General features: G+C 42.5%; 16 protein-coding genes and 1 tRNA gene. 13 read left to right on the top strand and 4 right to left on the bottom strand.

Annotated elements, in window-relative coordinates; all coding sequences use genetic code 11:
- Positions 1-129: 129 nt before the first annotated feature.
- Positions 130-206, top strand: a tRNA-Trp gene (locus EXA13_RS13825).
- 287 nt (positions 207-493) lie between these two features.
- Positions 494-1,216, top strand: a complete 723-nt coding sequence (nfsA, locus tag EXA13_RS13820) for an oxygen-insensitive NADPH nitroreductase (protein WP_238133698.1) — start codon at positions 494-496, stop codon at positions 1,214-1,216.
- Between the two features lie 44 nt (positions 1,217-1,260).
- Here nfsA and EXA13_RS13815 read toward each other — a convergent pair whose 3' ends face one another.
- The 4 genes from EXA13_RS13815 to EXA13_RS13800 are packed head-to-tail and all read right to left on the bottom strand — an operon-like array spanning position 1,261 to position 4,993.
- A complete protein-coding gene (locus EXA13_RS13815) occupies positions 1,261-2,646 on the bottom strand; it encodes an AmpG family muropeptide MFS transporter (protein ID WP_238133697.1) in 1,386 nt (461 codons plus the stop codon).
- A gap of 52 nt (positions 2,647-2,698) precedes the next feature.
- A complete protein-coding gene (locus tag EXA13_RS13810; RefSeq protein ID WP_275949665.1) occupies positions 2,699-3,247 on the bottom strand; it encodes a peptidylprolyl isomerase in 549 nt (182 codons plus the stop codon).
- On the bottom strand, positions 3,240-3,815 hold the full coding sequence (locus EXA13_RS13805) for a YajG family lipoprotein (protein WP_238133696.1): 576 nt from the start codon (positions 3,813-3,815) through the stop codon (positions 3,240-3,242). Before EXA13_RS13805 ends, EXA13_RS13810 begins: the two co-directional genes overlap by 8 nt.
- Before the next feature lie 44 nt (positions 3,816-3,859).
- Positions 3,860-4,993 carry a methyltransferase gene (locus tag EXA13_RS13800; protein WP_238133695.1) on the bottom strand — a complete coding sequence of 378 codons (1,134 nt, stop codon included), beginning with the start codon at positions 4,991-4,993 and terminating at the stop codon, positions 3,860-3,862.
- Positions 4,994-5,133: 140 nt separating this feature from the next.
- Here EXA13_RS13800 and bolA point away from each other — a divergent pair, with 140 nt between their 5' ends.
- The 11 genes from bolA to dinB all read left to right on the top strand — a co-directional run bounded on the left by bolA (position 5,134) and on the right by dinB (position 14,702).
- A complete protein-coding gene (gene bolA / locus EXA13_RS13795; protein ID WP_238133694.1) occupies positions 5,134-5,442 on the top strand; it encodes a transcriptional regulator BolA in 309 nt (102 codons plus the stop codon).
- 493 nt (positions 5,443-5,935) lie between these two features.
- The gene (locus EXA13_RS13790) at positions 5,936-7,276 is read left to right on the top strand and encodes a Na(+)-translocating NADH-quinone reductase subunit A (RefSeq protein WP_238133704.1); all 1,341 of its coding nucleotides are present in this window, start codon (positions 5,936-5,938) and stop codon (positions 7,274-7,276) included.
- Between the two features lie 5 nt (positions 7,277-7,281).
- A complete protein-coding gene (locus EXA13_RS13785; protein ID WP_238133693.1) occupies positions 7,282-8,529 on the top strand; it encodes an NADH:ubiquinone reductase (Na(+)-transporting) subunit B in 1,248 nt (415 codons plus the stop codon).
- Positions 8,519-9,301 (top strand): Na(+)-translocating NADH-quinone reductase subunit C, encoded by a 783-nt coding sequence (locus EXA13_RS13780; protein ID WP_238133692.1) that lies wholly within the window; start codon positions 8,519-8,521, stop codon positions 9,299-9,301. The genes EXA13_RS13785 and EXA13_RS13780 overlap by 11 nt, the downstream gene beginning before the upstream one ends.
- Positions 9,301-9,933: an NADH:ubiquinone reductase (Na(+)-transporting) subunit D gene (locus EXA13_RS13775; RefSeq protein ID WP_238133691.1), complete on the top strand. Its 633-nt coding sequence runs from the start codon at positions 9,301-9,303 to the stop codon at positions 9,931-9,933. The genes EXA13_RS13780 and EXA13_RS13775 overlap by 1 nt, the downstream gene beginning before the upstream one ends.
- 7 nt (positions 9,934-9,940) lie before the next feature.
- Positions 9,941-10,537 carry an NADH:ubiquinone reductase (Na(+)-transporting) subunit E gene (gene nqrE, locus EXA13_RS13770; protein WP_238133690.1) on the top strand — a complete coding sequence of 199 codons (597 nt, stop codon included), beginning with the start codon at positions 9,941-9,943 and terminating at the stop codon, positions 10,535-10,537.
- Between the two features lie 33 nt (positions 10,538-10,570).
- The gene (gene nqrF, locus EXA13_RS13765) at positions 10,571-11,797 is read left to right on the top strand and encodes an NADH:ubiquinone reductase (Na(+)-transporting) subunit F (RefSeq protein WP_238133689.1); all 1,227 of its coding nucleotides are present in this window, start codon (positions 10,571-10,573) and stop codon (positions 11,795-11,797) included.
- A gap of 151 nt (positions 11,798-11,948) precedes the next feature.
- The gene (locus tag EXA13_RS13760; RefSeq protein ID WP_238133688.1) at positions 11,949-12,965 is read left to right on the top strand and encodes an FAD:protein FMN transferase; all 1,017 of its coding nucleotides are present in this window, start codon (positions 11,949-11,951) and stop codon (positions 12,963-12,965) included.
- Positions 12,966-12,974: 9 nt separating this feature from the next.
- The gene (gene nqrM / locus EXA13_RS13755) at positions 12,975-13,208 is read left to right on the top strand and encodes a (Na+)-NQR maturation NqrM (protein WP_238133687.1); all 234 of its coding nucleotides are present in this window, start codon (positions 12,975-12,977) and stop codon (positions 13,206-13,208) included.
- A 118-nt stretch (positions 13,209-13,326) separates the two neighbouring features.
- On the top strand, positions 13,327-13,560 hold the full coding sequence (locus EXA13_RS13750; RefSeq protein WP_238133686.1) for a DUF2789 domain-containing protein: 234 nt from the start codon (positions 13,327-13,329) through the stop codon (positions 13,558-13,560).
- Positions 13,561-13,634: 74 nt separating this feature from the next.
- Positions 13,635-14,702 (top strand): DNA polymerase IV, encoded by a 1,068-nt coding sequence (dinB, locus tag EXA13_RS13745; RefSeq protein WP_238133685.1) that lies wholly within the window; start codon positions 13,635-13,637, stop codon positions 14,700-14,702.
- Positions 14,703-14,739: the final 37 nt, after the last annotated feature.

The following is a 14,739-nucleotide window of genomic DNA, read 5'->3' as shown; positions in this document are numbered from 1 at the left end:
CGGTAGTTCAGTTGGTTAGAATACCGGCCTGTCACGCCGGGGGTCGCGGGTTCGAGTCCCGTCCGCTCCGCCACTGATTAAAATCTTTGCTGAGGCAAAGATTTTCTGCTATAAGCAAACAACAGATTTAGGGGTGTAGCTCCAATTGGCAGAGCAGCGGATTCCAAATCCGCGTGTTGGGAGTTCGAATCTCTCCACCCCTGCCATCTCACTGAAACCTTAACAGAAATGTTAAGGTTTTTTCGTTTTTATCCCCATCAACTCGATTTTTGACCTATTGAGTTATTTTCTATTTTTTATCCTGTCGTTGGTTTAATAAACCTCGTTAGTTCAGTCGTTTATTGACATTTTCACTGTTATGATAACGTTTAAATCGAGGCATAATGTGCTATTCCACCATTAGGCCATTGTGAATATTACGCGAGTATTGACCACTGCAAAACCTAGTCAATATGATGTCATCTCCAGCATAACTAGGAGTCGGAAAGAAATTATGAATAAGGTTATTGAAACGATCCAAGCACATCGTTCTATTCGTGCGTTTAAAAATATGCCGATTAGCCAGGAACAATTGGATAGTATTATTGCTTCTGGTATCGCTGCTTCATCTTCTAGTTTGATTCAAGCTATTTCCATCATTCGAGTGACGGATAAGAAAAAGCGTGCTCAATTAGCTGAACTGGCAGGGCATCAGCCTTACGTTGAGAGTGCGGCTGAGTTTTTGGTGTTCTGTATTGACTATCAGAGGCATTATTCGATTGATCACGATGTTAAACCGGAGTATATGGAGCTAGCCTTAATTGGTGCGATTGATGCCGGAATTATGGCACAAAACTGCTTATTGGCAGCAGAATCGATGGCATTGGGGGGCGTCTATATCGGTGGTTTGAGAAACTCACCTAATGAGGTGGATCAACTGTTACAGTTACCTCCATACTCAGCGGTTTTATTTGGATTATGTTTAGGTTATCCAGATCAAGACCCTGAATCCAAGCCTCGTTTAAGTTCGAAGGTTATTCTGCATGAAAATTATTATCAGCCGTTAGATTTAAAGCAGATTGAACAATATGATCAAACGATGAAAGACTATTATCAAGCTCGTTCTACCAATACAAAGCAACAAGGTTGGTCGGAACAAATTTGTAGCAAGCTGAGTCAAGAATCGAGACCCTTTATTCTTGATTACTTGAATAAAAAAGGATTAGCCCAAAAATAACAGGCAGAAAAATTCCCCAACCTTTAATAAGGAGGGGGATTTTTTTATGAGTTACTATATTGTTCTGAAGAGGCTTGCTGGTTCTTTCTCGCATTACTGAGCATATCGTTAAAGTAATGGCGTAAGGAGTACAGCATGAATAAGCTTGGGATAACCATTAGTGCCGTTAAAATAAAGAAGAGTGACCAGTTATTAAGGTACTCAGCCAGTTCACCACTGAAGGAGGCGAGAGTGGTTCTGCTGAAATTCCCTAGCGAGGCGAGTAATGCATATTGTGTCGCTGAAAAAGCTTGTCCTGTCATGACTGTTAAAAAGGATACAAATGCAACGGTTGAAAATGCTGTTGTAAAATTATCAACAAAGATCGTGGCGAGAAGCAGGTGCTCATTGGGGCCAGCTTGGGCTATCCAAGCAAACATCAGATTGCTGGCTGACATGGCAATACCGCCAATCATCAAGCCTCGTACAATTCCAAAGCGGACATTGAACATACTACCTACAAACGTAAACAACATGGTCACTCCCCAGCCAATTAGCTTTGAGTAATAGCCGATTTGTTCATTACTAAAGCCAATATCTTTATAAAAAGCGATCGACATTCTGCCGAGAAAAGCCTCGCCTATTTTAAACAAAAAGACAAAAAGTAGTAATGTGATTGCCACTCGAGAGCCATTGCGACGAAAAAAATCAATAAAAGGTTCAAGTAAAGTGACACTTAACCAACTGATGATTTTTGAGTGAACCACTTGGTTATGCCGTTCTTCGGCTTGTTTTTGTAACTCTTCTCTATAGGTTAGGGGTTCACTAACCAATAAAGTAAAAATCATGAGTAAGATAAGAACTGCGGTCATTCCGTAGTAAACCTGATTCCAACCAATATGATCAGCGTTAATAAAAGCAAAGTAACCAGGTAGGGAATATCCCGTCCACCAGCCGATGACGGTCATGGCTGAAGCTTGTGGTAGTTTAGATTGCTCTGATTTTTGAAAGGTATCAATCCTAAAGGCATCAATAGCAATGTCCTGGGTTGCTGAAGCCACAGCTATGCCAAGTGCGAGAATCGACATAGCAAAAAGGTTGTCAGCTGGGTTTATGCCAGCAATTAATAGGGTACAGATAAAAACAAAGAATTGGCAAAAGAGAATCCAGCTCCGTCTTTGTCCTAACCAAGCATGTAAAAAGGGTAATTTTACGCGATCAACCAATGGCGCCCACAAAAAGTTGATGGCATACACAGAAAATACACTACCAAAATAGCCTATAGCCGCAAGAGTTAAACCTGCATCTTTCAGCCATCCAGACATATTGGAACCGATTAATACCCATGGAAAACCACTGGAACACCCCAGCATAAAGACCCACAGAAGTCGGCGATCGAGATAACTTTTAAATGTTTCTGACCAAGTGAGAGACTGAGCTTTGCTCGGCATGAACCTAAATCCTTATCGAGCTAGCCCTAACAAGCGTTAGGGCCAACTAAGATTAATCAATGAGTGTTACTTTCGTAACAATAATCGGCGTGACAGGAACATCATTCATGCGTCCCTGAGTATGAGTAGGCTGGGTTGCCATATGTTGAATTGTGCTAAACCCTTCGATCACTTCACCAAAGACAGCATACCCGGCTTGTTTTGTATTTGCATTGAGAAAATCATTATCAACAAGGTTAATAAAAAATTGTCGGGTGGCTGAGTTCGGGTTAGCTGTTCTTGCCATCGCGATTGTCGCTGCATTATTTTTCAAACCGTTACTGGCTTCATTCTTAATGGATGGATAGTTCTCTTTGGGGGTCATTGTGTTATCAAAACCACCACCTTGAACCATAAAACCAGGAATGATTCGGTGAAAAAGAGTCCCTGTATAGCTGCCGTCCTCAACGTATTTGAGGAAGTTGGCCGTAGTGATAGGCGCTTTTTCTTGATTCAATTCGACAACAAAATGGCCTAAGGACGTTTCAAACTTGACCTTTTGCCCTGCCCAGAGGTTCATACTTACTAAAGTTAAAAGAATCAGTAGCCATTGCTTAGCCATGGAAACGTTCCTTCATATAATCTTTAAGCTCATCATCATTTGCCATTTCTTTAAGAACTAAGTTCATGACATCATTGAGTACTTTTTCTATGTCCTGATTCGACGCGCTTAATGCAGCACTGCGTTTCGCGGTGCCAGTATAGCTTTTTACGAGCTTGCCTCTTGGGGTTTCTGCTGTCACTTCAAGCGTTACTTTCGCATCCATTTCATTGGAGGTAATAGAGTGAGCTACATTAACAAGGAGTTCTTGAACTTCTAGAGTGAGGGTATTTTCACTGTTGACGGTTAAACGGAAACCTTGTGATGAAAACTGCTCTGACAAGGCATTTTCAAGCGCAATTCGGACATTTTGTTTCGGGTGGATAGGTTCGATATTATTACGTCCACTGTCGACGAGCGCTACGTATTGTGCAGAACGGACGTCTTTACTGACTAAAGTAAATGCGGCGTCATCGACAAGGGCGCTATTACTTAGTACCGCTTCAGGCATAAAGTTGATCTGTTCTTGTTTTGGTGCTGCGCATGCAGTAAGTAGAACTAGTGTTGCGGCGATAACCAGTTTTTTCATGGTCAATTCCTTTCGTTAAGTAAATCGGTTTAAGAGCGTCAGTCTTATTGTTTAATAGCCTGTAAGATAACAAATTTTGTATTACTGGCGACAGTTTTTACTTGAGCTTTACCAAATAATCTTTTGAGCTTTATATCGTAGCCGAGATGGCGATTTCCGATCACCAATAACTTTCCTTCTTTTATAAGAACTCGTTTTGAATCACAAAACATTTGCCATGCAATATGATCGGTGATCGCCTGTTGCTGATGAAATGGGGGGTTACAGACGACAAGTTGGGTGCAATGATCCTCAAACCCATCTAAGCAGTTGTTGACTAAACATTCGACGGGGTGATTGGGCATAAGATTATTGAGCAAATTTTGTCTTGCTGACTCCACGGCCATAAAGCTTTCATCTACACAGGTCAGTTTTGCTTGTGGGTTCTGCTGTCCGAGTTTTACAGAGAGCACACCGTTGCCACATCCTAGATCAATGACCGTTTGAATTGTGTCATCAATCGGTAAATAGTTAAGAAGGAAACGAGCTCCTTGGTCGAGTTTTTCTCCAGCATAGACATTGGGTAAGTTTATTAATTCAATCGGATGAGAGTCTACCTTCCAGACTGTGTTGGGTGAGACAGGTTCGATAGGCTTGGCATTCGCTTGGCTAAAAATAAGGCGGTGCTTTTTCCAAGCCAAAGAGGTTTGAGTTTGCCCTAAATATTTAACAAAAAGTTGTAATGTTGAGGTATGAATTTCTTTGGCTTTATTGACCGCAATCACCGGGCAATCGTTAGGCAGAGTATGTCGTAATTGGCTTAATTGCCATACTAAATGACGATTATTGCGAGGTATTTGCATCAACACTAAGTCAATATCCTCGGGGATTTTCGCCATGGTGCTTGTTAGTGTAACGGAGGGACAGCCGTTAGCAGTTAAGTTTTGCTGAATGGCTTGGTGAGCAACAAATGAATCGCTCATTACCGTCACTCTATGTGATTTTGAAAACCAGCAACTGAGCGCTCCAAAATGGTCATTGAGGATCAAAATATGCTTGTTAGGTGTAAGTGATAATGACTCAATATGGGTAATTAGGTATTCGTCTCCGGCATCCCATGCTTGCAGTGTTTCATTACTTCGTGGTGGAAAGCGATGTAAGGTGAAGGTTTGATCATGCAAGGTCAGCTCTGTTTTCATATTGGGTTATCAGCATAAATTAATGACCCTGCTATTGTCGCAAATGGTTGCAGAACAAGAAACCAAAACCTTTCCCTTATTGTTTCCCGCGAGTAGACTTATACTTGTCTTGTATGAACATTGTGTATTAAGGAAACGCTATGCTTCAAGAAGTAATCGAAACGAAATTGCATAATGCATTTCAACCACAGTACCTCAAGGTGGTCAATGAGAGTTATATGCACAATGTCCCCGCAGGCTCTGAAAGTCATTTTAAAGTGATTGTGGTGAGCTCTGATTTTGAAGGGTTAAGATTAATCGCACGTCATCGTCAAGTTAATCAGGCATTATTGGAAGAGCTATCCAACCATATTCACGCATTAGCCATCCACACCTATACACCACAAGAATGGCGCGAACAGCAAGATGGAGTACCAGATAGCCCTATGTGCATGGGGAGTAATCACTAAGGTTACCCCTCTGTGTGATGTCACTGTTTGAAAATGTGCTACTGCGTATTTGTTATTAAAAAATATTAACAAGACTTATCAGTGATAGTGTGAATATCGATTGTGATATTTGATAACTCTACGCAATTATTCGTGAAATTTGTGAAGTATTTTAATTGTGCGATACATCAAATTTATGATTATTAATTAATCTCTGTGGAGTATTTCTTTGTAAATAAAGCGAATGAAGCAGGGATTGGTCATGGCATCACGTTCCCAAAAGATGCTAAACTACTGCACCTAATAAGTCTCATTGCAAAAATGTGATGAGACTTTAAAAAGGATGTTGCGGTTTTGGTGTTTAAAACAACCAAAAGCGGACACTGTAATGTCGTGTCTAGAGTACAGTTAACGGTATTTTGGCTTACATCCTAAAGCCAAAATCGTCGTTTAATGTCTCGAATTTACGCAATGAAAGAATCTTTTTCCCGATAAAAAAGTAGTGCAAGTGCGTATGATTACAATAAAAAAGGGTTTGGACCTTCCTATTGCTGGAACTCCTTCCCAGGTGATTAATGACGGCGTCGCCGTCACAAAAGTCGCCTTGCTTGGCGAAGAGTACGTTGGTATGCGTCCTACGATGCATGTTCGCGTAGGTGATGAAGTAAAGAAAGCTCAAGTTCTTTTTGAAGATAAAAAGAATCCTGGTGTACTGTTTACTTCTCCTGTCTGTGGCAAAGTTATTGAAGTTAACCGTGGTGCAAAACGAGTACTTCAATCCGTTGTGATTGAAGTTTCTGGCGATGACCAAGTTACATTCAATAAATTTGAAGCTAATCAGCTAGCGAGTTTGGACCGTGATGCGGTGAAAACTCAATTGGTTGAATCAGGCTTATGGACAGCACTGCGTACTCGTCCGTTTAGCAAGGTTCCCGCTATTGACTCTCACACTAAGGCCATTTTCGTGACAGCAATGGATACCAATCCATTAGCCGCCGATCCTAGTGTGATCATCAATGAGCAATCTGAAGCCTTTATTGCTGGGTTAGATGTGCTTTCTGCTTTGACAGAAGGCAAAGTGTATGTGTGCAAAAAAGGGACTAGCTTACCTCGCTCATCACAAAAAAATGTTGAAGAACATGTTTTTGATGGGCCTCATCCTGCTGGCCTTGCAGGTACTCACATGCATTTCCTTTACCCTGTCAATGCTGAAAATTTCGCATGGAGTATTAACTACCAAGATGTGATTGCCTTCGGTAAGCTATTTTTGACTGGCGAGCTGTATAATGAGCGAGTAGTTTCCTTAGCTGGCCCTGTAGTTAATCATCCCCGATTACTACGTACCGTAATGGGTGCAAGCTTAGACGAACTAACCAACAATGAATTGATGCCTGGTGAAGTACGCATCATTTCCGGTTCTGTTCTGTCTGGCGTTCAAGCATCAGGCCCTCATGCTTATTTAGGTCGCTACCATCTTCAAGTCTCAGTCTTACGTGAAGGACGCGAGAAAGAGTTTCTTGGCTGGGCCACTCCCGGTAAGAACCGCTTTTCTGTTACCCGCTCTTTCCTTGGCCACCTATTCAAAGGTCAGTTGTTCAACATGACAACTACCACCAATGGTAGTGATCGTGCAATGGTTCCGATTGGTAACTATGAAAAAGTAATGCCGCTAGATATGGAGCCAACGTTGTTACTCCGCGATCTCTGTGCGGGTGATACCGATAATGCTCAACGTTTAGGTGCACTTGAACTGGATGAAGAGGATCTAGCACTATGTACCTTTGTATGTCCTGGCAAATATGAATACGGAGCAATACTTCGTGATTGCCTAGACAAGATTGAGAAGGAAGGGTAATTTTCATGGGCCTTAAAAAGTTTCTTGAAGACATTGAGCATCATTTTGAGCCGGGTGGTAAACATGAGAAGTGGTTTGCATTATACGAAGCCGCTGCAACACTGTTTTATACTCCGGGTACAGTAACAAAAAAAAGCTCGCACGTACGTGATAGTGTTGACTTAAAACGTATCATGATCATGGTTTGGTTCGCCGTATTCCCAGCAATGTTTTGGGGAATGTATAACGCGGGGGGGCAAGCAATAGCTGCGCTTCAACATATGGCCGCGTTAGGTCAGATTGACCTTGCTACTACCATCGCGGGTAACTGGCATTATTGGGGAACCGAGATGTTAGGCGGCAGCTTAGCTGCAGCGGGTTGGGGAACGAAGATGCTTCTAGGAGCAACGTACTTCCTTCCGATCTACGCCATTGTCTTTCTTGTCGGTGGTTTCTGGGAAGTTCTCTTCTGTATGGTGCGTAAGCATGAGGTTAACGAAGGTTTCTTTGTTACTTCTATCCTGTTCGCCCTTATCGTTCCACCAACCTTACCTTTATGGCAAGCCGCTTTAGGGATAACCTTTGGTGTGGTCGTTGCAAAAGAGGTCTTTGGTGGTACCGGTCGTAACTTCCTAAACCCAGCATTAGCAGGTCGCGCCTTTTTATTCTTTGCTTATCCAGCTCAAATCTCTGGAGATTTAGTTTGGACTGCGGCAGATGGATTTTCTGGTGCTACAGCGCTAAGCCAGTGGTCACAAGGGGGGAGTGGTCAGCTCATTAATGCAGCAACAGGACAAGCCATTACTTGGATGGATGCCTTCATCGGTAATATCCCAGGTTCAATTGGTGAAGTTTCGACACTAGCATTAGCCGTAGGTGCTGCCTTCATTGTCTATATGGGCATTGCGTCTTGGCGTATCATTGCTGGTGTTATGATCGGTATGATTGCTCTTTCCACGTTATTTAATGTGGTGGGTTCAGACAGCAACACTATGTTTAGTATGCCTTGGCATTGGCACCTAGTGCTGGGTGGGTTTGCTTTTGGTATGTTCTTTATGGCAACCGATCCTGTGTCTGCCTCATTTACAAATAAAGGTAAATGGGCATACGGTATTTTGATCGGCGCGATGTGTGTGCTAATCCGAGTTGTTAACCCTGCATACCCTGAAGGCATGATGCTAGCGATTCTATTCGCTAACCTATTTGCTCCTCTTTTCGACCATCTCGTTGTAGAGAGAAACATCAAACGGAGACTAGCGCGCTATGGCAAGTAGTAACGATAGCATTAAAAAGACCCTGTTTGTTGTTATCGCACTGAGCCTCGTGTGTTCGATCATTGTATCGGCAGCTGCGGTAGGTTTACGTGAGAAACAGCAGATAAATGCACGTCTAGATAAGCAAAGCAAAATTATTGAGGTTGCTGGTATTGATGCATCAGGTTCTGTACCTGAGCTATATGCACAGTATATTGAACCTCGCTTAATCGACTTCAATACTGGTAACTTTATTGAACAAGCCGAAGATGGTTCTAGCGCAGCTGATTTTGATCAGCGTAAAGCGGCTAAAACAGCGGCTGAGTCCATTAAGCTTCCAGCAGAGAAAGACGTAGCAAAAATTATTCGTCGTTCGAATACTGGCATCGTTTATTTAGTGAAAGAAGGTGATCACGTTTCTCGCGTGATTCTTCCTATTCATGGTAATGGCCTATGGTCGATGATGTATGCTTTTATCGCGGTAGAGACGGATGGTAATACTGTTTCAGGTATTACTTATTACGATCAAGGTGAAACTCCTGGATTGGGTGGTGAAATTGAAAACCCATCTTGGCGTGCTCAGTTTGTGGGTAAGCAACTGTTTGATGAGAATCATAAACCTGCGATTAAAATCGTTAAAGGTGGAGCTCCAGAAGGTTCTCAACACGGTGTCGATGGCTTATCTGGTGCGACGTTAACCAGCAATGGTGTGCAAAATACCTTTGACTTCTGGTTGGGGGATATGGGGTTTGGTCCTTTCCTAACAAAAGTCCGTGATGGAGGTCTTAACTAATGTCTAGCACTAAAGATCTTAAAAAGAGCATTCTTGCACCGGTTTTGGACAATAACCCTATTGCCTTGCAAGTGTTGGGGGTTTGTTCAGCTCTCGCTGTGACCACCAAGCTAGAAACTGCCTTTGTTATGACGTTAGCTGTCATGTTTGTAACAGCATTGTCTAACTTTTTCGTTTCATTGATTCGTCATCACATTCCTAATAGCGTACGGATTATCGTGCAAATGGCGATTATCGCCTCATTAGTGATAGTGGTTGACCAATTCTTAAAAGCTTATCTGTACGATATTTCTAAACAGTTATCTGTCTTCGTTGGTTTGATTATTACCAACTGTATTGTTATGGGACGAGCAGAAGCATTTGCGATGAAGTCGGCACCAATTCCTTCTTTGATTGATGGTATTGGCAATGGCTTAGGTTATGGTTTTGTACTGATTACGGTCGGATTCTTCCGTGAGCTATTAGGTTCAGGCAAGCTATTTGGTTTGGAAGTATTACCACTGATTAGTAATGGTGGTTGGTATCAACCGAATGGTTTGATGCTGCTTGCACCATCAGCATTCTTCCTAATTGGCTTCTTGATTTGGGCGATTCGTACGTTCAGACCAGAGCAAGTAGAAGCGAAGGAGTAAGATAGTAATGGAACATTATATTAGTTTGCTGGTTAAATCGATTTTTATCGAGAACATGGCACTGTCTTTCTTCTTAGGTATGTGTACTTTCCTTGCCGTTTCTAAGAAAGTGAAAACCTCCTTTGGTTTAGGTGTCGCGGTTGTTGTGGTATTAACCATTGCTGTACCCGTTAATAACCTCGTTTATAACCTGATTTTAAAAGAGAACGCATTAGTTGAGGGGATTGATCTTAGTTTTCTTAACTTCATTACCTTTATCGGTGTCATTGCGGCGTTAGTGCAGATCTTAGAAATGATTTTGGATCGTTTCTTCCCACCATTGTATAACGCATTAGGCATCTTCTTACCGCTGATCACAGTAAACTGTGCCATCTTCGGTGGGGTGTCTTTCATGGTTCAGCGTGATTATAACTTTGCTGAATCTGTCGTATATGGTTTTGGTTCCGGTGTAGGCTGGATGTTGGCAATTGTCGCACTTGCGGGCATTCGTGAAAAAATGAAGTATGCCGATGTTCCTCCTGGTCTGCGTGGTTTAGGTATCACCTTTATCACGGTAGGTTTGATGGCGTTAGGCTTTATGTCTTTCTCTGGTGTTCAACTGTAAGTCGGGTAAACCGCAACAATAAAGGAATAGTCAATGCTAAGTATTATTCTTGGTGTCGTGATGTTTACCATTATCGTACTTGCTTTGGTTTTAGTGATTTTATTTGCTAAATCAAAACTAGTACCAACAGGTGACATTACAATCTTAATCAATGGCGATCCTGATAAAGCGATCGTAACTCAGCCCGGTGGCAAACTGCTGAGCGCCTTAGCAGGTGCTGGCGTGTTCGTATCATCGGCCTGTGGTGGTGGTGGCTCTTGTGGTCAGTGCCGAGTTAAAGTGAAATCAGGTGGTGGTGATATCCTTCCAACTGAACTTGATCACATTACTAAAGGTGAAGCTCGTGAAGGCGAACGTTTAGCGTGTCAGGTTGCTGTGAAAACAGATATGGATCTTGAACTGCCAGAAGAAATTTTTGGTGTGAAAAAATGGGAATGTGAAGTTATCTCAAATGATAACAAAGCAACGTTCATTAAAGAGCTTAAGCTACAGATTCCTGATGGTGAATCGGTTCCATTCCGTGCGGGTGGGTATATTCAGATTGAAGCCCCAGCACACCACATTAAGTATTCTGATTTCGATGTTCCCGAAGAGTATCGTGGAGACTGGGATAAGTTTAACCTATTCCGCTACGAATCTAAGGTGGATGAAGATATTATTCGTGCCTACTCAATGGCGAACTACCCAGAAGAGTTTGGCATCATTATGCTTAACGTGCGTATTGCTACGCCACCGCCAAACAACCCTAATGTACCACCGGGTCAAATGTCCTCTTATATTTGGTCATTGAAACCGGGTGATAAATGTACAATTTCAGGTCCATTTGGTGAGTTCTTTGCTAAAGACACGGATGCAGAAATGGTCTTTATCGGTGGTGGTGCAGGTATGGCTCCGATGCGTTCTCATATTTTTGACCAACTTAAGCGTCTTAAATCTAAGCGTAAGATGTCATACTGGTACGGTGCTCGTTCTAAACGTGAAATGTTCTATGTTGAAGATTTCGACATGCTGCAAGCTGAAAACGAGAACTTCGTTTGGCATTGTGCTCTGTCTGATCCGATGCCAGAAGATAATTGGGATGGTTATACAGGCTTTATTCATAATGTTTTGTATGAACACTATCTTAAAGATCATGAAGCACCCGAGGATTGTGAATTCTACATGTGTGGTCCACCGATGATGAATGCGGCGGTAATTGGCATGTTGAAAGATCTCGGTGTTGAAGATGAAAATATTCTTCTGGATGACTTTGGTGGTTAATCTGCTGTAAGCATCATGTCGATGGCTGGCTCTGATGAGTCAGCCATTATTTTTCCAACAGACAAAAGGAATTTGAGTGAGAGAAAATAGGTGTGTTAATACTGACACAATACACCTATGTTTTCGTCACCTTTCCAAGAGGTATAGACACGTGAAAAAGTGGCTTGTCGCATTTGCTGCGTTATTACTATTTTCTGGATGTGAAAAATCGGTTGAGCTGGTGCATTTATCAGGCCCAACAATGGGGACAACTTACAATATTAAGTATACTCAGCAAGCTGGCATTCCTGATTCATCAACGCTTCAAACCGAGATAGATCGTTTACTGGAAGAAGTGAACGATCAAATGTCGACCTATCGTGAGAGCTCCGAACTGAGCCAGTTTAATCGTTATTCGGGTAATGAGCCTTTTTCTGTTTCAGAGCAAACCGCAACGGTTGTAAAAGAGGCAATTCGACTCAATCGATTAACGCAGGGAGCACTAGATGTTACCGTTGGTCCATTAGTGAATTTGTGGGGGTTTGGTCCTGAAGCTCGTCGGGATGTCGTGCCGAGTGAAGAGGCGTTAGCTCAGCGTAAAGCTAAAACGGGTATTACGCATTTATCGGTTGACGGAAATACGTTACGTAAAGATATTCCAGATCTGTATGTCGACCTCTCAACCATTGCGAAAGGTTGGGGCGTTGATGTCGTTGCCGATTATATCGCATCCCAAGGCATTGAGAACTATATGGTTGAAATAGGTGGAGAAATACGCTTAAAAGGATTGAATGGAGACGCTGTACCTTGGCGAATCGCAGTTGAAAAGCCGGATACAGAAGAGCGGGCTGTTCAAGAGGTTATTGAACCGGGAGAGATGGCTATTGCTACTTCAGGGGATTACCGTAACTATTTTGAGCGTGATGGGATACGCTATTCTCATATCATTGATCCAAAGACGGGGTATCCGATCAGTAACTATGTTGTTTCGGTCACGGTGTTGGATAAATCCAGTATGACGGCTGATGGCCTAGCCACAGGATTAATGGTATTGGGGGAAGAAAAAGGAATGGCCATTGCCGAGTTAAACCAAATACCAGTGTTTATGATTGTAAAAACGGCGGAAGGGTTTGAGGAAATAGCCTCTAGCGCATTTAAACCTTACCTCAATCGCCAATTGAACAAGTGAGTTAAGACAATGAATACTTTTCTAATGACTTTTACCATCTTTGTGGCCGTTATTGCGGCAATGGCGGTGGGGTATATCTTCCAGAAGAAAGTGGTGAAAGGCAGTTGTGGAGGTTTGGGGGCTGTCGGTATTGATAAAGTCTGTAATTGCCCAGAACCTTGTGATGCACGTAAAAAACGTGAAGCCCGAGAGGCGGCGCGTGCCGAGCGTATGGCGGCTTGGGAAAAAGATCGTATTGCCTAATAGGCCATCCCGATCAAAATAACCCAGCTTTGGCTGGGTTATTTTTTCTATCAATTAAGGCGGACCTATCGGTGTCAGGCACTATACTCAAAGAGTATTCACTATCTTTGGAGGTACCATGGAACTTCACCAACATAGGATGAGCGAACTATTTGAGCAGTTAGGGCTCGGTAGTTCATCAAGTGAAATCAAACATTTTATCGAATCTCACCGTCATCAACGAGACTCAACACGATTGCACAAAGCGAGTTTTTGGACCGATGCACAGGCCAGCTTTTTGCGTCAGGCGATTGAAGATGATGCTGATTGGGCGGAGTTGGTTGATCAATTGGATGTGATGCTTCGCAAATAGCGGTGCTTTTATCTGACTTTGCAAAAACGTCAAACACTTATATACTGTGTTTTTAAACAGTATATAAGTGGCGAATGTCAGAGCTGATCAGAAAGATTATCCATATTGATATGGACTGTTTTTATGCTGCCGTTGAAATGAGGGACAATCCTGACTATCGCGGTCGCCCCATTGCGGTCGGTGGAAATGAAAAGCAGCGTGGCGTCCTTAGTACCTGTAACTATGAAGCGCGTAAGTTTGGCCTTCACTCGGCAATGCCAACAGCACAGGCAATCAAACGGTGTCCCCATCTTTTGGTAGTGCCAGGTCGTATGTCAGTCTATAAATCCGTTTCTCGTCAAATACACGCCATTTTTCATCGTTATACCGAGATCATTGAGCCTCTATCGCTTGATGAAGCTTTTTTGGATGTCACACAGGCAACCGCATGTCATGGGAGTGCGACTCTTATTGCAGAAGCGATTCGTCATGATATCTGGAATGAACTCCAACTGACCGCATCGGCCGGCGTTGCTCCTATTAAGTTTTTAGCTAAGGTGGCTTCTGATATAAATAAACCGAATGGTCTGTATGTCGTTACACCTGATGAAGTGCAGGGTGTCGTGGATAAACTGCCATTGGGAAAAATTCCTGGAGTGGGTAAAGTTAGCCTAGAAAAGCTTAATCAGGCAGGGTTTTTCTTGTGTGAAGATGTTAAAAATAGTGATTATCGTGAGTTACTGCGCCGCTTTGGCCGTTTAGGTGCTTCCTTATGGAATAAAAGCCATGGTATCGATAATCGGGAGGTAATTACTGAGCGTGAACGTAAGTCGGTGGGGGTTGAACGAACTTTTAGCGAAAACATTGCTACTTATGATGAATGTTGGCAGGTGATAGAACAGCGCTTATATCCCGAATTGGATATAAGGCTGAGCCGTGCTTCTCCTCAGCGGGCCATTATCAAGCAAGGTATTAAAGTGAAATTTGCTGATTTTCAACTAACGACTATAGAACATGGGCATTCTCAGCTCGAATTAGAGGATTTTAAAACCTTATTAATGGAAGTACTTAAGCGGCAAAAAGGAAGAGAGATCCGCTTATTAGGTTTGCATGTAATGCTAAAACCAATTCAACCTTTTCAGCAATTAAGTTTTTTTAGCTAGCGCTGTAAAATGACAAAGGACTAACTTATTTATGTCA

It is taken from the genome of Vibrio cincinnatiensis, from assembly GCF_022113815.1.
GTDB classification, from domain to species: Bacteria; Pseudomonadota; Gammaproteobacteria; order Enterobacterales; family Vibrionaceae; genus Vibrio; species Vibrio cincinnatiensis_A.
The sequence above is the reverse complement of the archived record's forward strand: the minus strand, read 5'-3'. Positions and strand labels throughout refer to the sequence as shown.